This is a genomic window from Carboxylicivirga sp., from assembly GCF_982718395.1.
This window is the reverse complement of the sequence record NZ_CEXQWX010000115.1, coordinates 1-19977: the sequence shown is the minus strand read 5'-3', so window position 1 is coordinate 19977 and position 19977 is coordinate 1. Positions and strand designations below refer to the sequence as shown.

15 protein-coding genes and 1 pseudogene are annotated in these 19977 nt (G+C 40.2%); 6 read left to right on the top strand and 10 right to left on the bottom strand.

Features of this window, described 5'->3' with window-relative positions; genetic code table 11:
* Positions 1–425 precede the first annotated feature (425 nt).
* Positions 426–1085 carry a PQLLE family protein gene (locus tag AC4MRQ_RS18105; protein WP_491199114.1) on the bottom strand — a complete coding sequence of 220 codons (660 nt, stop codon included), beginning with the start codon at positions 1083–1085 and terminating at the stop codon, positions 426–428.
* Between the two features lie 450 nt (positions 1086–1535).
* Positions 1536–1856, bottom strand: coding sequence for a LytR/AlgR family response regulator transcription factor (locus AC4MRQ_RS18100; RefSeq protein WP_491199113.1), 321 nt, complete (start codon positions 1854–1856; stop codon positions 1536–1538).
* Positions 1857–2308: 452 nt separating this feature from the next.
* On the opposite strand from AC4MRQ_RS18100, the gene AC4MRQ_RS18095 reads away from it, so the two are divergent.
* From AC4MRQ_RS18095 to AC4MRQ_RS18085, 3 genes are all read left to right on the top strand, one after another.
* Positions 2309–4285: a DUF2075 domain-containing protein gene (locus AC4MRQ_RS18095; RefSeq protein ID WP_491199112.1), complete on the top strand. Its 1977-nt coding sequence runs from the start codon at positions 2309–2311 to the stop codon at positions 4283–4285.
* An 81-nt stretch (positions 4286–4366) separates the two neighbouring features.
* On the top strand, positions 4367–4675 hold the full coding sequence (locus AC4MRQ_RS18090; protein ID WP_491199111.1) for a hypothetical protein: 309 nt from the start codon (positions 4367–4369) through the stop codon (positions 4673–4675).
* Positions 4676–4943: 268 nt separating this feature from the next.
* Positions 4944–6476 (top strand): ArnT family glycosyltransferase, encoded by a 1533-nt coding sequence (locus AC4MRQ_RS18085; protein WP_491199110.1) that lies wholly within the window; start codon positions 4944–4946, stop codon positions 6474–6476.
* A gap of 468 nt (positions 6477–6944) precedes the next feature.
* On the opposite strand, the gene AC4MRQ_RS18080 is transcribed toward AC4MRQ_RS18085, so the two are convergent.
* The 4 genes from AC4MRQ_RS18080 to AC4MRQ_RS18065 all read right to left on the bottom strand — a co-directional run bounded on the left by AC4MRQ_RS18080 (position 6945) and on the right by AC4MRQ_RS18065 (position 13398).
* Entirely contained in the window at positions 6945–7337 is a 393-nt protein-coding gene (locus AC4MRQ_RS18080; protein WP_491199109.1) for an endonuclease domain-containing protein, read from the bottom strand.
* Between the two features lie 281 nt (positions 7338–7618).
* Complete coding sequence (locus AC4MRQ_RS18075) at positions 7619–11227, bottom strand: glycoside hydrolase family 2 protein (RefSeq protein ID WP_491199108.1); 3609 nt, start codon at positions 11225–11227, stop codon at positions 7619–7621.
* A gap of 716 nt (positions 11228–11943) precedes the next feature.
* Complete coding sequence (locus AC4MRQ_RS18070; protein WP_491199107.1) at positions 11944–12597, bottom strand: hypothetical protein; 654 nt, start codon at positions 12595–12597, stop codon at positions 11944–11946.
* 141 nt (positions 12598–12738) lie between these two features.
* The gene (locus tag AC4MRQ_RS18065) at positions 12739–13398 is read right to left on the bottom strand and encodes an START domain-containing protein (RefSeq protein ID WP_491199106.1); all 660 of its coding nucleotides are present in this window, start codon (positions 13396–13398) and stop codon (positions 12739–12741) included.
* A gap of 184 nt (positions 13399–13582) precedes the next feature.
* Here AC4MRQ_RS18065 and AC4MRQ_RS18060 point away from each other — a divergent pair, with 184 nt between their 5' ends.
* Positions 13583–14188, top strand: coding sequence for a transposase (locus AC4MRQ_RS18060; protein WP_491199105.1), 606 nt, complete (start codon positions 13583–13585; stop codon positions 14186–14188).
* Positions 14189–14258: 70 nt separating this feature from the next.
* Here AC4MRQ_RS18060 and AC4MRQ_RS18055 read toward each other — a convergent pair whose 3' ends face one another.
* From AC4MRQ_RS18055 to AC4MRQ_RS18040, 4 genes are read right to left on the bottom strand one after another with little or no spacing between them, the layout of a single operon-like run.
* Positions 14259–15194 carry a 5-oxoprolinase subunit C family protein gene (locus AC4MRQ_RS18055; protein ID WP_491199104.1) on the bottom strand — a complete coding sequence of 312 codons (936 nt, stop codon included), beginning with the start codon at positions 15192–15194 and terminating at the stop codon, positions 14259–14261.
* Positions 15187–15873 carry a 5-oxoprolinase subunit PxpB gene (gene pxpB, locus AC4MRQ_RS18050; protein ID WP_491199103.1) on the bottom strand — a complete coding sequence of 229 codons (687 nt, stop codon included), beginning with the start codon at positions 15871–15873 and terminating at the stop codon, positions 15187–15189. Before pxpB ends, AC4MRQ_RS18055 begins: the two co-directional genes overlap by 8 nt.
* The gene (locus AC4MRQ_RS18045) at positions 15870–16625 is read right to left on the bottom strand and encodes a 5-oxoprolinase subunit PxpA (protein WP_491199102.1); all 756 of its coding nucleotides are present in this window, start codon (positions 16623–16625) and stop codon (positions 15870–15872) included. Before AC4MRQ_RS18045 ends, pxpB begins: the two co-directional genes overlap by 4 nt.
* Complete coding sequence (locus AC4MRQ_RS18040; RefSeq protein WP_491199101.1) at positions 16622–17860, bottom strand: Nramp family divalent metal transporter; 1239 nt, start codon at positions 17858–17860, stop codon at positions 16622–16624. The genes AC4MRQ_RS18045 and AC4MRQ_RS18040 overlap by 4 nt, the downstream gene beginning before the upstream one ends.
* A gap of 408 nt (positions 17861–18268) precedes the next feature.
* Between AC4MRQ_RS18040 and purH the strand changes: the two genes are divergently transcribed.
* Both purH and AC4MRQ_RS18030 read left to right on the top strand, forming a co-directional pair.
* A complete protein-coding gene (gene purH / locus AC4MRQ_RS18035; protein ID WP_491199100.1) occupies positions 18269–19858 on the top strand; it encodes a bifunctional phosphoribosylaminoimidazolecarboxamide formyltransferase/IMP cyclohydrolase in 1590 nt (529 codons plus the stop codon).
* A gap of 13 nt (positions 19859–19871) precedes the next feature.
* Positions 19872–19977, top strand: a pseudogene (locus AC4MRQ_RS18030) (rod shape-determining protein); the annotation flags it as partial.

Here is a 19977-nt window from a genome sequence, read left to right as displayed (position 1 = left end):
ATTATTCATATGTGTTAGTCTTAATTCGTATTCATGATTTTAGGAAAATTCTTTTTATCATTCATTTCATGCAGTGGGTGCCCCAATGTCTTTGCTGAGGCCAAAAACCACAGCATCTACTAAGAGTCGCTTTCTTTAATAAAAACTTAGTTGCGACAAAGCGAAGGCTTATTCCATTTGCGAGTCAGTGTTTGTATGTATAAGGGTTAATCCAATTGATATGATTACCTTGCTTACCGCAGAGGACGCGGAGAACACAGAGTGACAAGAATAGAATGTTGATATAATATATGGTTGTGTTGATATCGTTGTGTGGAATTATTTGTGATGTAATGGTGTTAAAACCAAGAATCGCATCTTAATAACGCGATAGTTAAAAAGATGCGATTCCGGGATGCCCACAAAAACCCTGGTATATTCAGTTATTAACTTCTTACAAAGATGCCGAGAGCTTCAAGCAGTTGAGGCTGGTCGTATAGAGCGACTTTGGCGATTGCATAAAAGTCATCCATCCATTCTTTCAGGGCCAGTAATGCTGCATTTTTACTTTTGGTCATATCTTGTGATTCGGCCAGCTCTTTATCGAAGTGCGAGCGTTTACTTAACAGCTCGTCGAGTAATGCCAGGCACTCATCTACAATGTCAACAGTCACTTTAATTCGATCCATTTCGGACTGAAGGGCTGCATCATTCTTTATGCTGGTGTAAAACAGGCGGACCTTATCGAAGAAATCATTGTACTTACGTGGGAAGTTACCCTTTACACCCAGCTTAACCAGTAGCTCGGGCCGTTGTTTAAAAAATATAAGGGCTTTATCGCGATGAACTTTAAACAATGCCTGCAACTCATTATAAGTTGTTCTGTATATGATTCCAGCTTCGATCGATTCGGCATCTTCTTTAATGTTGTTATCCCATATGCTTTGAGTGCTGTTGTACAAATTCCTGCCTACGGTCAATGGTTCATCACCCATGCCATATTCGGCCAGTGCGGCTTTTATAGTGGGATTCGCCTCAACATTAGTTATCGCTGTGCGTGATTTTTCTAAAAATTTCGATTCTGATTTAAATAATCTTTTTGCCATGTGTATAAGGTTTAATTAAACAATTTACGGTTTGTTACCATGTATGCGCATCACTTACCATGCATGCGCAACGCTTACATTATTGTGCGCCATGGTCGAAATCGACTGAGCTATTGCGGAAATTGAGTGCGGGGGTGTCACCACTGACTGAGAGCTTGCGAAAATTAACTGCGTGTCACTTACCATGCATTGCGCCTTTGCGGTATTCCTATGCGCACCAGTTACATTGGGCTGCACTACACTTACTTTGGATTGAGAACAGAATAAATTGAAATGAGTGCAATGGTTGATATTAGTATCTCGAATGGTTGCCATGTTATCTGTGGTTAAATTCGACACACAAGATAAAACAGGTAATAACAGTTGATTAAAAATGGTCAAAAAAGCTAGTTGTGCGGTAAGATTTATCCGATAAGTGGTCGATTTTCCCCGATAAGTGGTAAACTGTTCCTACATTATTTGGTCAAGTAAAGCAGAGATATTACGGCGCGAAACAGGAAATTCGAGCCCATTGGTGAGTAATATTTTTTGTGAGGCTTTTAAATAGGATGCCATATGCCGCAGGTTAATAATAATATTGCGATTAACCTTTACAAAGTGGTCGGGTAACTTATCTTCAACCTCACTCAAGGCCTGACAGTGTAACAGTTTACTGTCGTTTGTAAGGTGGATGGTAATGGCGCCATCCTGGTACTGCAGGTAGTATATGTGTTTGTATTTGATACATTGTATTTGTTTCTGGCATTCTAAAACCAGTCTTTTTCTCTTCATAAGTACGTGTGGGTTATCGTTTCGGAAGCGAAGATATAAAATTATCTTATAGTAAGTATATGTATTTGTTAAAAATGTTGAGTGGTGGATTGGTGTATGTTGGATAGTTAGGTTGTTGAATTGGGGAGTTGGAATTTGAAGCAGTACTTTGCTTTGTTTCTTTTTTACCGCAGAGGACGCTATGGACGCGGAGAAGGAAGAAGTGGGATTTCTTAAAAAGCTATCTCGGTTCTCTCCTGCCAAACGATAAGCTTGCTGCCTCATATTCTAATGTATTATATTTGAAACTTACAGTTGCTGACATGGATGTACACGATAAACAGACGCGATCGTTTAATATGAGTCGGATTAAGGGTGAATTGCGACGTTAACCTAAATAAATTATTGAAGTAATTATTTTTAATTATAGCATGTAATGATATTTTTGGTATTTGTTTATCAAAAAACAATCAATGAATCGAGCATATTATTCCAGTGAAATTGAGACTTTCTCACTTGCCTCCCAAAACGAAGTATTAGGCATTCTTGCCGATAAGAACGAATTCTCTACCGAACAGACTCAAAAGGATGCTTGGAAATTTCAGATCGAATATTTACAAGAAGTCTTGAAAGGTTACTCTGGTTCAGTATATTTCGAATATTCCATACCCCGCATGGGAAAAAGAATTGACGCCCTATTAGTAATAAAGTCCATCATATTTGTGATTGAATTTAAGGTTGGTGAAAAGGAATACGCTTCACATGCTGTCGATCAAGTTTGGGATTATGCATTAGATTTGAAAAACTTTCATGAAACAAGCCATGACAAGACCATAATTCCCATTTTACTAGCTACACAAGCAAAAGATACTATTATGAACCTTGCTTCTTCCAAGCAAGACGACAACCTTTTTGATCCAGTAAAATCAAATAGCGCAGGCTTAAAAGAAATCATTGAAAAAGCACTAATGTTTCTTGATGGGCAGGAAACTATTGACAAAAACGAATGGGAAAAAGGAAGGTATCAACCAACACCCACAATAATAGAAGCTGCAACTGCACTTTATAACAACCATACAGTTAAAGATATTTCAAGAAATGACGCTAGCGCAATTAACCTTAGTAAAACTACAGATGAAATAACTAAGGTCATAAAGCAGTCTAAAGATCAATCAGAAAAAGCTATTTGTTTTGTAACAGGTGTGCCAGGGGCTGGAAAAACCTTGGTCGGACTAAATATTGCAACCACTCACTTTGATAAAGAAAGTGAATTATACAGCGTGTTTCTGTCAGGCAACGGCCCTTTAGTAAAAATTCTACAAGAAGCTCTGGCCCGTGATAAAGTAAAAAGAGCGAAAACTAAAGGAGAAAAACTAACTAAGAAAGTCGCAAGAAGTGAAGTGCAAGCTTTTATACAAAATGTTCATCACTTTAGAGATGAAGGACTAAAAGATAAGGCCCCTCCTATTGAGCACGTGACTTTATTTGATGAAGCACAAAGAGCTTGGACCATTGAACAAACAAGTAGTTTTATGAAACAAAAGAAAGGGGTTCCTGATTTTAATATGTCGGAACCTGAGTTTCTTATTTCATGTTTAAACCGTCATCCTGATTGGGCAGTGATTGTATGTCTTGTTGGAGGTGGTCAAGAAATTAATACTGGAGAAGCTGGAATATCTGAATGGATTTCAGCCCTTGAAAGATCTTTTCCTGACTGGAAAATTTACATGTCAACTAGATTGACTGATAGCGAATATAATACCGAGCAGATTCTTCAGAAGGTTACATCTAGAAAAAATGTTTCTCATTTAGATGCACTTCATTTATCTGTTTCGATGCGCTCATTTAGAGCAGAAAACGTTTCACTTCTAGTAAAAAAGATATTAGATCTAGAAAAGGAATCAGCAGCAAATACCTTATCTGAACTCAGAGAAAAATATCCAATTGTTCTTACCCGTAATTTCTCCAGAGCTAAAAACTGGTTAAGAAAACAAGCTCGAGGTACCGAAAGATATGGAATTGTTGTTTCTTCACAAGCTCAGCGACTAAAACCATATGCTATTGATGTTAAATCACCAATTGATCCTGTTAACTGGTTTTTGAATGAAAAGGATGATATCCGTTCGTCTTATTATCTGGAAGATGTTGCTACAGAGTTTCATGTACAAGGTTTAGAGCTGGATTGGGCATGTGTTGCATGGGATGGCGATTTTCGATACTCAAATGAGGGTTGGGTGTATAAATCATTCAAAGGAAATAAATGGCAAAACATTAAGAAGGAAGAACGTCAACTATATTTACAAAATGCCTATCGAGTTCTGTTGACAAGAGCACATCAAGGTATGGTTATAGTTGTACCTCAAGGTGATCAGAATGATCCAACAAGACTTCCTGAGTTTTATGATGATACTTTCGATTACCTACAATCGATTGGTATTGAAGTGCTCTAGTAATACAGCATTATATTTTGTAATATGTGACTCATCGTCCGTTGACACGCATTAATCAAGTTGGTAGTTTCACCAACAAAAATGAAAAATATTCAACTGGATTACTTGTATCGCGATGAGGGCAATTATAAAGACTATGGTAGTGTTATCTATTCAAACCCAAATAAATTAAGCATTGAGCACGTTGTGAAAATAATTGATCAACATTTAATTGAAGGTACTTGGTTTGATCCGGACAAATGGCACATCTCCCGTTTTAGCTTTCATCGGGTGAATGCATTTGGCATAGATGATTATTTGTGGTACGAATTTGTAGAGCTTAGTTATACAAATGCATCGGCAAACGGAGGTTGTATTGAGCATTTGTTGGAGAAAATAGTGAATAGCTGAGTTTGGTAAATCAATAATCATTTTGATTAAATAACCTTCTATCTAACTAAAAAGCAATCTCCCTAATTCTTAAATAGTTATAAATAACCACAAACCGTCCCCCTTCGCCAAGGGGGAAATCCATAAGTTTATTGAATATTGCAATATTGCGCATGAGGCACTAAGGTCGATCTATTTTAAATACGTATTGCCTTGTATATCCTGACCTTGATTGGTTTTGCTTCTCTTGAAATAATTATCTTTAACTGCTTTATCTAACACCTATAATATGAAACCCAAAAACACGGCACTTTTGGTCCTGTTAGTACTTACCAAATTTATCCTTCAGTATGTATTGATAGATGCAGCTTACGACTTGCATCGCGATGAATATCTGCACCTCGATCAAGCCAATCATCCGGCCTGGGGATTTCATTCGGTACCACCTTTTACCTCCTGGGTATCGTGGCTGATACAGCTATTGGGCAATGGGGTGTTTTGGGTTAAGTTTTTTCCGGCTTTATTTGGTGCATTAACGCTTGTTGTGGTGTGGCGCAGCATCGATTATCTCGGAGGTGGCACCCGAGCCAAATTATTGGGTGGCTTCGGTGTATTGTTTTCAGTTCTTTTAAGATTAAATACCCTGTACCAGCCTAACTCTTTTGATGTACTTAGCTGGACGCTGGCGTTTTATTGTCTTATTCGTTATTTAAAAGAAGAGCAGGCACACTACTTATATGCATTGGCGGTAACATTGGCTTTGGGCTTTCTAAACAAGTACAATATGGCCTTTTTAATGCTGGGTTTACTGCCAGCTCTATTGTTAAGCCCTCAACGTCGCATATTCTTTCGTCGAGAACTATACCTGGCGGGCGCATTGGCCTTATTACTGGTACTTCCTAATCTTCTGTGGCAATATCAAAACGGATTCCCGGTATTGCATCATATGAATGAACTGGCCACCACTCAACTGGTTAATGTTAGTCGTTTATCTTTTATGAGTACACAGCCTTTGTTTTTTATGGGTTCGCTGTTTGTTATTCTGGCCGGTTTGTGGAGCTTATGGTTTTATAACCCCTTCAAGGCTTTTCGTTCACTTTTCTGGACACTGATCATTGTGTTGGCCTTATACACCTGGCTTCGGGCCAAAGATTATTATGCCATTGGATTATATCCGATCTTCATTGCTCTGGGTTCGGTTTATATAGCGAGTTGGCTTCGCCAAAAGTGGGGTCATATAGTATATGTGCTGTTATTACTTTCGCCTCTTGTTTATTTTATATACACCTACGATGTACTGTATCCAAATAAAACACCTGAATACATTGTGTCGCATCAGGACAGATACAGGGATATGGGGCTCCTGCGCTGGGAAGATGGAAAGGATTATGCGTTACCACAGGATTTTGCTGATATGCTGGGCTGGCAGGAGTTGTCGGAAAAGCTGGATGCTGTGTATGCCGGATTGGATAGTCAGGAATCAACCCTTATACTTTGCGATAATTACGGACAGGCGGGAGCCGTGAATTTTTATGGTAAGATGGGCATTAAAGCTGTATCCTTTAATGCGGATTACGTGAATTGGTTTGAGCTTGACCAGCCTTATACACAGCTAATAAGAGTGATAACCGGATCAGAGTTGGAAAATGAATTTCAGAAAACGGCTCAATATTTTGAAACGGCTTATGTGGTCGATTCCATTACTCATCCCTATGCGCGGGAGCATGGCACATCTATTTGCGTTTTTCAAAATACCGATCTTAATATTAACGAAGTGATCAGGCAAGAAGTGGAAGAAAGGCAGTTAAGGAGGAGAAGGTAGTTTAGTTATTTGCGTATTGAAAGAGTAAAAATGATTCAGCTTTTATAATACCTCACCACGGTCCTCTCCTTGAAGGAGAGGAAGGGCTAATACAAGACGGATAGCGGGTTTCAACTCCTTCTCCTTGAGGAGAAGGTTAGGATGAGGTGTAAAAGTAAGATGTTAGAATTTGTTATATAGCTCATTAAACAAATGTATATAAGGTAGCTTGAAAGATGTGGTTACATTAGTTCTTATCGCAAAAAACACGAAGGGGAATTAATGTTCTTAAAGTTTTGTCACCATTACCCCAAACCGCTAAAGGGACTTATCCTGTGTGCTATTCCTTTTAGGGAAGTGAAGGGTGAGCGTAGGGAGAAAACAAATTTCAAACCACCTCACCTCAGTCCTCTCCTTCAAGAAGAGGAAGTGTGAAAACAAGATGGATAGCAGCCTCTTCTCCTTAAGGAGAAGGTTGGGATGAGGTGATTACACATTGCTAATTTCCGCCCTTTTACAAGCTTTTAATATCGCCTCGCATACGTTGACAACATTCAATAAAACATCGTCGTTTGAAAATCGGATGACTTTTATACCAAACCTCTCCAATTCTGCTGTTCTGCCTATATCATATTCTTTTTGATATTTATGAATCTCCCCGTCAATTTCGATTACCAGTTTTATCTCGTGACAATAAAAATCGGCGATAAAAATATCTATTGGATGCTGTCGGCGAAATTTGAAACCTCCTAATTTTCTATTACGAAGGTTTTTCCATAACAGTTGCTCTGCATCTGTAGTCGTTTTTCTGAGATGATTTGCCCTTTCCCTGATAACAGAAGAAGCTCCATAAAACAAGTTGTCAAAATTATCCTGACTCATATAACTCTGTTTCAATGAAAGATAAAAGCTTGTTGTTGAATTTTCAACTAGTACTCTTTATCACCTCATTCTAATAATACCTCACCTCAGTCCTCTCCTTGAAGGAGAGGAAGTGTGAAAACAAGACGGATAGCAGAGTTTCAACTCCTTCTCCTTCATGAAGAAGGCCGGGAAGAGGTGTTTCAATACAGGAAAAAAGAAAAGGATCGTATCTTTATTAACGGCTTGCTTATAAAGATACGATCCTTGTACTTTCCTTGTGCGTTCCTTAGTTGGTTTGCTTATTCGCTAACCAGGTATTGTATCAGGTTTACCATTAACTTACCGGCAATGGGATCAACTGTTCCCTGGTTGAGTTCCATTTCAGAAGCGATAAGTGTTCCTTTCTTTTCATTTACCTGCAATAATGGAATACCGCTCATCTCGCGATAAGTTTCGATGCGATTACCTCCCAATCCGGTATGTGGTCGCAGGTAGGTGCATAAATCCAGTGTGTTATCCTTCTTCTTAAGGCGGAATGATCGCTTACAGGCTCTTGGCAGTTCGCCCGCTTCGGGTTGCCACCAGGCCAGATCCATTGGTTCGAGTCCGTTGAAAGCAGGATGCTCAGGTATATGCATATTCACCACACGCCCGGTACGCTCGTATACCGATTCAATGCGGTCGTACATCAACCACTGCATATGTTTGCCCGGATGCACCAGCAGGACATTAGTCCCGTTTTGCATTACTTTTCTGACATCTTCCCAGTTATAAGGTACTTCGTTATCGGCATCAAGGTTGGCAACAATCAATGCATCGAAACGGCGCAGCCTGATCTCTGTTAAATCTGTCAGTTTGTGATAGGTGATGCCCATAAAATCGAGTAATTCATATGTCTTACCAGTAATGTCGAACACGCCAATGGCTTTATCATTAAGGGCATCGGCACCCAACCAGTCTTGTTGAGCAAGGGTTATATCATAGTCGTTTTTCGATAATACCTTACCGTCTTTTTCGAGTGTCAACACCAATTGGCAGCCCATTCTCGATTGTGGTAAGCTAAGTGGCATTTGTAACTCAGCATCGATCCATTGACGCTGATACAGTGCTACTTTATCAACCGACATCTTCCCAGACGAAAGTTCTTGCTGTCCGGCAACAACCTTCCAGTTTAGCTGAGCAGCAGGCAGGTCTTTGCCATCGTAGCTGTTATTGATAATGCACATACGCAAAGGCACTTTGCTTCCTGCATAAAAGCTTCTGCCAAAAAGCTCGGCGCTGACCAATACGGGTTGATAGGCTTTTTTCACAGCCATATTAACCGGATAGGGTTCAATGGCTTCGGCGTCGTATACATTTCTGAACCACGTTACATTGGCAAATAACTGAAGTCCGGCAGTTTCGGGACTTGTCCGGCGGATGGTTTCGATCAGCTCCTTCGTCATAAAGTCTCGTCGCATAAAAGTGAATTGCGGATCGTGATCTTCGTAAGCCCAATCACCTACCCACGATTGAGGTACGTAATTGTTAAACATGTATTTACGATTGAAATGTCCATCGTCGTTATTGGTGTATCCGGTTGAAGCTTCCTGACTAAAAAAGGCTCTGTTGGGGTTGGCTCCCGGCGACCAATAGATACGTTTGGCCCACTCACCGTTGTACATCTGGAAGAAATCGCGATTGTACCAGTTGGTATAGATGTGCCGGTCATCAATATCTCCGTCATCAATATTATGTGGAGCCAAATTATTTTGGTAATCACCTTCTACTCTGCTGTAACCTGAGTCGGCTGATATCAAAGTGTTGGGCGATAAACGACGTACTTCCTTTATAAGGTCTGATAATATTTGCCACTTGGCCAGTCGCACTTCGGGCGGATCGTTGTGGTAAAACATGGTGAAGTACATCTCGTTGTTAATGGTCCAGATCAATAAGGACGGATGATTCCGGTATTTCTTTACTAATGCAAGAGTTTCGTCGCGCCAAATTTGAATCAGCTCGGGCGATGGCATTTTACCAATCATAAACCACGGAAATGGTCCTTCGTAGCTCACTCCTACTCCCTGTTTGTCGGAAGCTTCCATCCAGGCAGTGGTGAAGGGGCAACCATGTGAGCGTGTTACCAATTGGTTATTGGCATTCATAAATCCATAGAACTTGTTGGCCAGGGCTTTGTCATTTGGTCTTATCCCGCACGGCGGATGATTAGCACCCCCCAGCCAATAGGGATTGCCATTGAGGTAGAACTGACCTTCTTTTTGTTCGAATGTACGGAAGCCGATATCCATAGTATGCTGATCGACTGCTTTACCGTTTTTCAGCAAAGTGGTTTCGCATACATAAAGGTTGGGCTGGTGAGGTGCCCATAACTGTGGCTGCAGATCCTTTTGACCAATAACGATAATTGATTCGCCATTGGCTTTGGCTTCCACCTGTTCTTCACGCTCAAAGAGTAATTGACCATTGGCCTTATTCCTGACTTTGATACGGGCATTTATGTCTTCTGTCGTTTCAGATGTATTGCTTACTGTTACTTCAAATTCACCTCCATCGGTTCGTGTATTGGCAAATACATCGCTGATGGAAACCGGATTGATAATTTCGAGCGAGACGGGCTGCCAGATGCCGCCTTCAGTATTTTTAAACATGCCGTGTGGCAGCGAGTTAAGCATATCGTTGTTGATATGTACCGAAACTGCTGTTGTGACGTAATCATCCGCATCCTCTGCCTTTTCGTGCTGTCGCACCTTCACATTAACAGCTACCACGTTTTTACCGGGCTGCACCAGGTGGGTGATATCGAGATCAAACTCTCCAAACATACCGATATGACCGCCAGCATGCTGACCATTGACATACACATCGGCTATTTTTGATACTGCATCGAAATGCAACACATAGCGTTTATCACCCAGTTGGGATGGTAATTGCAGATGGTGACGATACCAGGCTGCCGTGGTATTTTCGGCATCGAAAGTGTAAGCTCCTGTACGGGCATATTCTTTTTGGCGATAATTGTCGGATATACCGCTTCCTCGATGTGGTAAACCTGAATCCTGCAAGTGCAGCCAGTTACCTGCTGTGTTCCAGAATTGGGGAACTTCCATTACATGCCACGACTGATCGTTCAACTCACGAGCATAAGGTTTGAAACCGTCTACTTCCTGCTCGGGCATAAATAACCAGTTTCCAGCTAATGATACACTGGTACGTCCCTTTTTCAGATTCTTTACTTTGAGCGCACGATAGGCCTTGCGCTCTTTTTTCCGTTTCGCTTCTTTTTGCTCAGCCGTGAGCACATTGATCTGTTTCTGACGGGCATTGGCATATTGAGCTACCTCATCGTCATCGAGGTATTTTATACCGGGATTACGGTAGAGTGTATTCAACCAGCCTCCGCCAAGAATTACCTTACCATCGGGCAATGGTGTTTTATCCTCAACAACAATGCGCGGCTGCTCTTCGTCATTGAGGTAAACCTGGATATGACTGTTAAAGTAAACCACCTTAAAGTTGTACCATTGACCTGTCTCTGGTTTAAAATCCAATGGCTGTAATGCCAGCATCTTACTTTTTGCATCATCCTGGTAACGACACAGGTACACATCGTTGTTATTACCACCTCGTAAACCGAGTGCATAACGATTGTCACGATCCTGAAAACCAAAGCCGCTCCAGATCTGGACTTGCTCGTCTGTTGCCTGCGCCTCAAATGTAAAAGCAAAGGCTCCTGCCTCCTGCTCTTTAAGTGACAGAAAGGCATCCTTCAGCGCTACCTGCTGGTTACCCCAGGTGACTTCTCCCCGATCTGTTACGTGCCATAAGTCCTGATTAATTAGCGATGTCTGGCCCTGGACGGGCAATAGTGCCACAAGCCATAAGAGAATACAGTATTGTAATTTTTTCATATATCTAAAATTTGTTTCTATTGCCAGGTGGAATACCAAATTAATTTGGTTGAATGCAGGGCTTTAACAACATCAGGTTTTATACAAAGCTATGAATGTCATTATTAAAAAGACACAACAAATGTTCTAATGGTGATCAGAAAAAAACAGAATGGTGAGAATTTAGGAATGAGTGATTGGTGCATGGTGCAGAATGTGGGGTAAATGTTGCAGGGGAGTGAGTTTAGGGTTTTGGGTTCGGAGTTTAGTGTTCAGGGTTTAGTGTTGAGTTGAGAAGTTGTGTGTATTGCTTAGCTAAGTGCGGAGGATGCGAAGAGAGAATACGGATCGAATCTTTATTGGCGACTTGGTTATTAAGATTCGATCCGTAGGAGCTTAAATGTTTAGAATATGCATATAATTCTTTGTTCTCTCTTTATTCGGCGGTTAATTATATTTTAATGCAGAGGGCACAAAGGGGAATATGGTAGATTTTTTAAATACCTCACCTCAGTCCTCTCCTCGCAGGAGAGGAAGGGCGAAAACAAGACGGTGAAGTACGACAAATTGATATGATGTTACTATTAAAACTACTCCTTCTCCTTTTAAGAGAAGGCTAGGATGAGGTGAAGATAATCACAACTAACAGGGTGCGTAATAGCAGGGCTTAAAATGGTAAGGATCGAATCTTATTGGCAGCATGGCTATAAAGATTTGATCCGTATGAGTTTCAATTTTTATCGTGTAATAACTGATACACCTTGTTTTCGGAGCAGGTCGATGAACTCTTCTTCTTCGGACATATCAATGATTTCAATATGAATATGCTTAAAGAACTTTTTTCTCAGATGCATGTGGAATGCGTCGGCATATTTCTTAAAATCTTTTCCGGCCTTTAATCCAACACAAAAACAATTGTCTTCTACTAACGACCAGGCAGCATAGCATTCTTTTAGATTATAGTCGTAGGTATAATCGCGCATTAGTTTTGACATTGTTTTCATGTCACTTCGGTCGGGTTTCCTGAATAACATGGTTGTCTGAAGCAGATGAACACAGTTATTTTTTAAATCCTCCTCTGTAATATTCTTCATTATTTCCTCGGTGACATCTAATCCACCTTTCAGGTTAAATTGTATACAACGGATGGTTTGATAAGGTCCATAAGGTATTCCCCACCAACCAAAAATAGCCGAAACACAATTGTATTTTATAATATGAGGTCTCACTTCTTTCTTATCTTTAATGAAGAAAGCCGGTGAAAAAGGGTAATATGTAGCAAATATTGGTGAGAAACAATATTGAAATGCTACAAAGCGATAGCCGTTGCTGATTTCTGTTTTTAGTTGTTCCAGTGTTAATGGATGCGGGAGTTTTAGTTTGTATTTCATAAAAAATAAGGGTTTGTTTTTATGCTAAAATAATGGTTCTCCCTGATTATATATTGCGTTAAGGATCGAATCTTTTTTTGTCGGCTTAACTATAAAATTCGATCCGTAATAGCACTGATTTGCAAACTATACCGGAGAATATCAATGTTTAGGGATCGTATCTTTATTTACAGCCTGGTTATAAAGATTCGATCCCTTTACTTCCCCGATAATACCTGAAATAAAGCGAAATGGCGTTTTAACACTGGATAGCCTGACTACCCAGGCTGGAATGGTACCTCCCGGATCGACCCAACCGGTGACTACTATCTGACTTTCGTTCTGGTTACTACCTTTTTGAATAATCCATTTTTCATAGAAATCTTCAATGCGAATGATACCCTGGTTCTTTGGAAGGTATTCCGGCAAATTAGTTGATTCGAGATAAAACCCATTCTTATCTTTCGTTACTGACATTTCTATTACCATATCACGGTTTTTAATCGGCCAGGGCATATTAAAACGCATGTAATTTCTGTAACGCCTGTCTTCCTGATGTTCAAGAAATTTAAGTGAATCCACCAACTCCATGTGTTTTAAATTGTCTGCAAAATCAACTACTTGCCTGTAAACGGTTTCTGGCTTAGCCGAAACTGTTGTGACAACCTTGTACATATATATTTGTGTGTCTTCCTTTTGTTTGGTAAAAACCTGTATGCCGTTCTTGTCTTTTTTCAGTTGCCATTTGGTTTCTCCTGCCCAAGCAATTGAAGTGGATAGCATAATTAGTAAAAGTGAGAAGACATAGTGTTGGTATTTCATCGTTTACCTGTTTATTGGGGAACATTAGATCGCGTAGATGGGTTCAATTTGGAAATATGGATCGAATCTTTATTGGCGGCTTGGTTATAAAGATTCGATCCGTAATTAATCTGTAATTGATTCGTAGACTTGCCTTATAATATTATTCATTTTAATTTCAATGTTTTAACCAAAACCTCAGTTAATGCCTTCAAAAAAAGTAATTACTCCAATCCTTGCAGGGAAATTTTACCATTTGTACAATCGGGGAATCAATCGACAAGAGGTATTTTTCACAGCTGCTAATTATCACTTCTTTTTACAATTAATTCATCAACACCTGACTGATTATTGTAACGTATTAGCATACGCATTGCTACCAAACCATTTCCACCTTATTGTTGAGATTAAAGGTAGTTTAATGCAAAAGGATAAAGTTATGGATGATAAAGAACCAAGTAACCTATTTATCAATCAGTTCAGACGCTTACTAATTAGTTATACCATGGCTATTAATAAACAGGAAAAGCGTTCTGGTTCTTTATTTGATTCACGCTATAAAAGACTTTTAATAGAATCAGAAGAGTATTTAAAATATCTTGTTTTCTACTGCCATTTTAATCCAGAGAAACATGGGTTAACAAGAGATTTTACGAATTATTCTTTCTCATCTTATAATGCGTATGTTTCGGGTAAACCGACGCAGATTCATAGAGATTTTATGATTGAAATATTTGGAGGCTTAGATAATTTGATTGCTTTTCATCAGATAATGCATGAAGAGAGAAGTTTGCTCATTTTGGAAGATTAGAGATATCTGGAGAAGTCCGGATCGAATCTTATTTGCAGCCCGATTATAAAGATTCGATCCCTAAAATTTTTCAGATCACCTTTACTGCTCTTTCAAGATTCTTCTTTTGTTCCCGCATTAGGCGATGTGCTTCATCAAGCCTGACCTCTACAAATCGGATTTTATCGCCTGCCTTCAGTTGTCCCAAAAGTGGCAGATCGGTAGAAATAACATTAGCGATTTTGGTATATCCACCTACTGTTTGTCGGTCAGCTAGCATAATAATGGGCTCGCCATGGGCAGGTACCTGTATTGTGCCATTGGCAATTCCAGCCGATAAAATATCCGCTCCTTCGTGGTGTTCAATTCGAGGGCCATTAAGCCGATACCCCATACGATCGCTTTGATTGCTGACAGTATATTCTTCACTCAGAAACTTTTCGATACCATTAAATGTAAATGATCTGCTTTCAATGGCGGCAATTACGCGTATCTTATTTGTTTCTTTCGGAAGAATAGGGCTATCTGGATTTATTTGCCTTTGCCGGAAGTCCCTTTTGCTTCTTGTCTCAATCTCATCGCCTTGTTGTAAAGCCCGTCCGCAATATCCGCCCAGCTTTCCTCGCAAGTAGGTTGATTTACTGCCCATCACAAACGGTACATCAATGCCACCTGCCAAGGCCATGTAGAAACGACATCCTTGTTTAACGGTGCCAAACTTAAGCACATCACCTTGTTTGACCTGATGATTTCGACTTGCTTCAACTTGCTTATCGTTTATGTATATGTCGGTCAAAGCTCCAGCTATTCCTATTTCTGTATCGTTCAGAAACTCTATTTCCGGTCCCATCAAGGTTGCTTCGATGCAAGCTTCATCAGGTGCATTGCCCACTAAGCTATTTGCCAGTTGTAGCGAATATATATCCATAGCTCCGGAGACAGGCATGCCAAACTTTTGGTATCCAACACGACCCATATCCTGAATGGTTGATAACAAACCGGGATTATGAATTCTGATTTTACCCATCGCTGTATTCGTTTAATCGTGTATACTCATTGTTATCAATCGGATAAAACTCCAGCAAATTACCTGCTTCCAGTAAAAAAGGATTCTCTTTTTTCGGATCGAATAACTTCAATGGGGTTCGCCCGATAATTTGCCAGCCTCCGGGACTTTCTATAGGATAAATACCGGTTTGTTCGCCGGCAATGCCCACTGATCCCGCTAATATTTTGGTTTCAGGCACTTCTTTTCGCGGTGTACCGATGGCCTTGTCCATTCCTCCCAGGTAACAGAATCCAGGTGTAAAGCCCAGCATATATACCAGATAACTTGCTTTACTGTGCAGTTCAATAACCTGTTCCTCGCTTATTCCGGCATATTGACTGACATGCTGCAAATCTTTGCCGAAAGGTTCACCATATAAAACGGGTATGCGCACAGTTTTCTGATCTGTTATCTGGAGTGCTCTTATCTCTGTTGCCAGTTTTTTTAATTGAGTTACCAAGGACTTATAATCGGTTTTTAAAGGCTGGTAATGAATAATGAGATCGGTGTATGAAGGCACCATTTCTGTTACTCCTGCAATTGCAGCTTCTTCAACCAACTGCATAAATGCTCTGATTTTCAGAAGTGTTTCTTCTGAGATGGTGTCACCAAACTTTACCTGAAAAGCAGAATCTCCTAAAGGAAAGAGCTGTATCATAGCATCGGGCTTGTTGGTGAAACAATCTGAATATCATTTTCAACTAATACATCATGGATGGCTTTCGCTAATTCCACTGCTTCGGGATTATCGCCATGAATACAGATGGTATCTGCCTGAATGGGTATTTGATTTCCTTCAATGCTTTCAACGGTTTGATTTAGTACCATTCCAAGAACCCTTTCTTTACACAGTTCAACATCATGAATAACTGCCCCGGACTGTTTGCGCGATACCAGCTGTCCATTATTGCTATAGGCTCTGTCGGCAAAAACTTCAGAAACAGCCGTCAACCCTACTTCATGTGCAGCTTGCAGCATGGGTGAATTAGCCAATCCGTAATAAAACAGTTTGGGATTGATTGTATATATTCCCCACGCAATAGCCAAGGCGACTTTATAATCTGCAGCCGCCATATTGTATAGTGCACCGTGCGGTTTTACATGTGTCAGCCGACATCCGGCTGTTGAAGCCCGATCCTGCAAAATATTTATCTGCTTACTCACCAGTTGCTCTATTTCAGCTCCAGTAAGATTTTGAGCAACCCGCCCGAAATTTTCAGGATCGTTAAATCCGGGATGTGCCCCCGCTCCCACATTGTTTTGAATGGTCATCTGCAAGGTCTGATCCATTGTTGCTTTATCACCCGCATGGTAACCGCAAGCAATGTTGGCTGAACTGATATACGGCATAACGGCAGCATCATTGCCCACTCCTTCTCCCAAGTCACAATTTATATCTACCCAAATCATATTAATCCCATTACATGCGTTAAACTTTTAATACCTAATCCCAATGCTATCAATACCACCACAATAGCCAGAATATTCTGAAAACTATTATTCGTATGCGTTTGCAATGTCTTTTTGTTATTCATCACAATAACCAAAAAGATGGCAATGAACGGCAGCAACAGTCCATTGGCAAATTGTGCAAACACAATTGCTTTAATGGGGCTATAACCAATGGCTGAGAAAGTTATTCCAATTAACAGAATGACTCTCCATATCCATTTGAATCGTTGTGATTTTAAATCTGGTGTATACCCCAATATTCCTGAAGTAGCATAAGCGGCTGCAAGTGGTGCTGTAATAGCTGATGAAATACCGGCTGCAAATAAGCCAATGGCCATAAATACACCTGCCCAATTACCCAATAAGGGTTTTAACTGGTCTGCCAAATCTCCAGCTCCTTTTATTTCGATGCCGCTTTCATAAAAAGAAGCCGCTGCGGTAATTACTATTGACATGGATATGAATCCACCAAGAATAACAGAGAAAAACAGATCGGTACGGGCTACTTTCAGATCAGAAGGATTTTTCCATTTTTCTTGCACACTGGATGCATGCAAAAAAAGGTTATATGGAACAACGGTTGTTCCGATTAAACCCATCAGCAAATAGAATGAACCATCAGGAAGGGTTGGTACAAAGGCACCTTTTATAACATCAGTTAGTTCGGGACCTACCATTAATGCAGTTGTTATAAAGGCAAAGCTCATTAATAATACAAGCCCGATTATAATTTTCTCAATGCGTTTATAGGAACCCATTTCAAGCAATACAAAAGCACATAAACCAATAACCGGCCCCCAGATTCCAACAGAGATATCTCCTAACTGAACGGTTGAAACACCTGTTATTTCTATCATCCCCAATGAAGCACCGAGAATATTTCCTGTCTCATAGGCCGCATTACCCACTAAAATGGCCGATAACACCAATCCGGCTGATAAGTATCTTAAAACCGGATTTTTAAATTGTAAGCGAAGGGCTTCTCCCAATCCCATTCGGCCAACTAAACCCAGACGAGCGCTCATTTCCTGTAATACGATGGTTGCTATAATGCTAAATATCAAGCCCCACAACAAAGCATATCCAAAACTTGCACCTGTTATACTGCAAGTCGTAATGGTTCCGGGTCCTATAAATGCGGCTGTTACTAAAATACCCGGACCTATTTGTTTTAATCGTTGTAGAAATTCCATGCCTGTGAGTTTGTTTGGACAGATTCAAATATAATGAATATAACCATTAAGGATTTTTACGATAATATGATATTTGATACGGATACGATCTTTATTTATAAGCTGCTTTTTACAATAGTTCTTAGTCTTTAGACACCTGGACAGTAACTTAATCACTAAAACCATTATTTCAATTTAGAAGGATTACGGATGCGATCTTTATTTGTAAGATGCCGATAAAGATCGTATCCGTCCGTATAGCCCAAAAAGTGGATGAAAGTTGAACTTTCCTACGTTTCTTCGGGCCTTTGTGTCTTTGTATTTTACCTCCGCAATTACAATCTAAAATCGTTCTAATTAATTGTCTTTAGCATCTTGTTAACATTGCTTATTTTCTTATTTTTGCGTGAAAGAACTAAACGGATATAAATGAATACTTTAAAAAAGGTAAAATCGGCATTGGTTTCCGTCTTTCACAAGGACGGTCTGGATGAAATTATTAAAACATTACACGAGCAGGGTGTTACCATTTATTCAACTGGAGGAACACAAGCTTTTATCGAAGGTTTAGATGTGCCATGCGAGCGCGTTGAAGACTTGACAAGCTACCCGTCTATTTTGGGTGGTCGTGTAAAAACATTGCACCCAAAAGTATTTGGTGGAATCTTGGCTCGTCGTGATAATGAAGGCGACCTTGAGCAGTTAGCTCAATATGAGATTCCAGAGATTGACCTTGTAATTGTTGATTTGTATCCGTTTGAAGCTACTGTTGCTTCTGGTGCTCCTTTGCAGGATATTATCGAAAAGATTGATATAGGTGGTATTTCTTTGATTCGTGGTGCTGCTAAAAATTACAAGGATGTGATTATCGTTCCTTCAAAAGATCAGTATGCTGATTTACTGGCTATTTTGAAAGAGCAAAATGGCGAATCTTCATTAGAAGACCGTATGAAGTTTGCCGCTGCTGCTTTTGGTGTGTCATCACACTACGACTCTGCTATCTCTAATTTCTTCAATAAGGATAAGGAAGACATGGAACGCATCAGCCTGAACAATGGTGATGTATTGCGTTATGGTGAGAATCCACATCAGAAAGCAACCATATACAAATACAACAATGTAAAAGAAGGTGCTTCATTGGCCAATGCTAATGTATTACAAGGCAAAGCACTTTCATACAACAATATGCTGGATGCCGATGCTGCCTGGAAAGCGGCAAGTGATGCTTACCATTCGGTAACGCACATAGAAGGCAAGCAAGCCGTATCTGTTGTGAAACACTTAAATCCTTGCGGATTGGCAGTTACCAACGATATTATGAAGTCTCTGGAACTGGCCTGGGCAGGTGATCCTATTTCAGCCTTCGGTGGCATTATCTGTTTTACGGATACCGTGACCGGAGAAATTGCTGATTGGTTTGCCAAGCGTTTTGTAGAAATCATTATTGCACCTGCCTACACACCTGAAGCTCTTGAGGTGTTTGGTAAGAAGAAAAACCTTCGTTTATTAGAAACTCCTATCAAAAATGAAATCACTGGTGAGAAATTGATTCGCTCGGTGAGTGGTGCTATTTTGGTGCAGGATGAAGACGAGGGTGTAGATTCAGACTTCAAAAACGTAACCGATAAGCAATTTGATGCTACTAAAATGGAACTAGCCAAATTTGGTATCACCGCTTGTAAACACCTTAAGAGTAACGCCATTGCGGTAGTAACAGAGCAAAAAGATGGTTCGTTCTGGCTAACTGGTGCAGGTATGGGACAACCTAACCGTTTGGACAGTATGCGTCAATTAACCATGCCCCGTTTTAACATGAAAGAGGGTGTGGACATTGCCAACTCGGTAGTAATTTCTGACGCCTTCTTCCCATTCCGTGACAGCATTGAAGCGGCTAACGAATATGGTGTGAAATACATTGTTGAGCCGGGTGGCAGCATCCGTGACGAAGAAGTTATTGAGGCCTGCAACGAATTTGGCATGGCTATGTTATTTACAGGGAAACGTCATTTTAAACATTAAAATATATAGTTGAATGGGACTATTTTCGTTCTTATCGCAAGAAATAGCCATCGACCTTGGTACAGCCAACACTATTATTATCCACAATGATAAAATTGTTGTTGACGAACCATCCATCG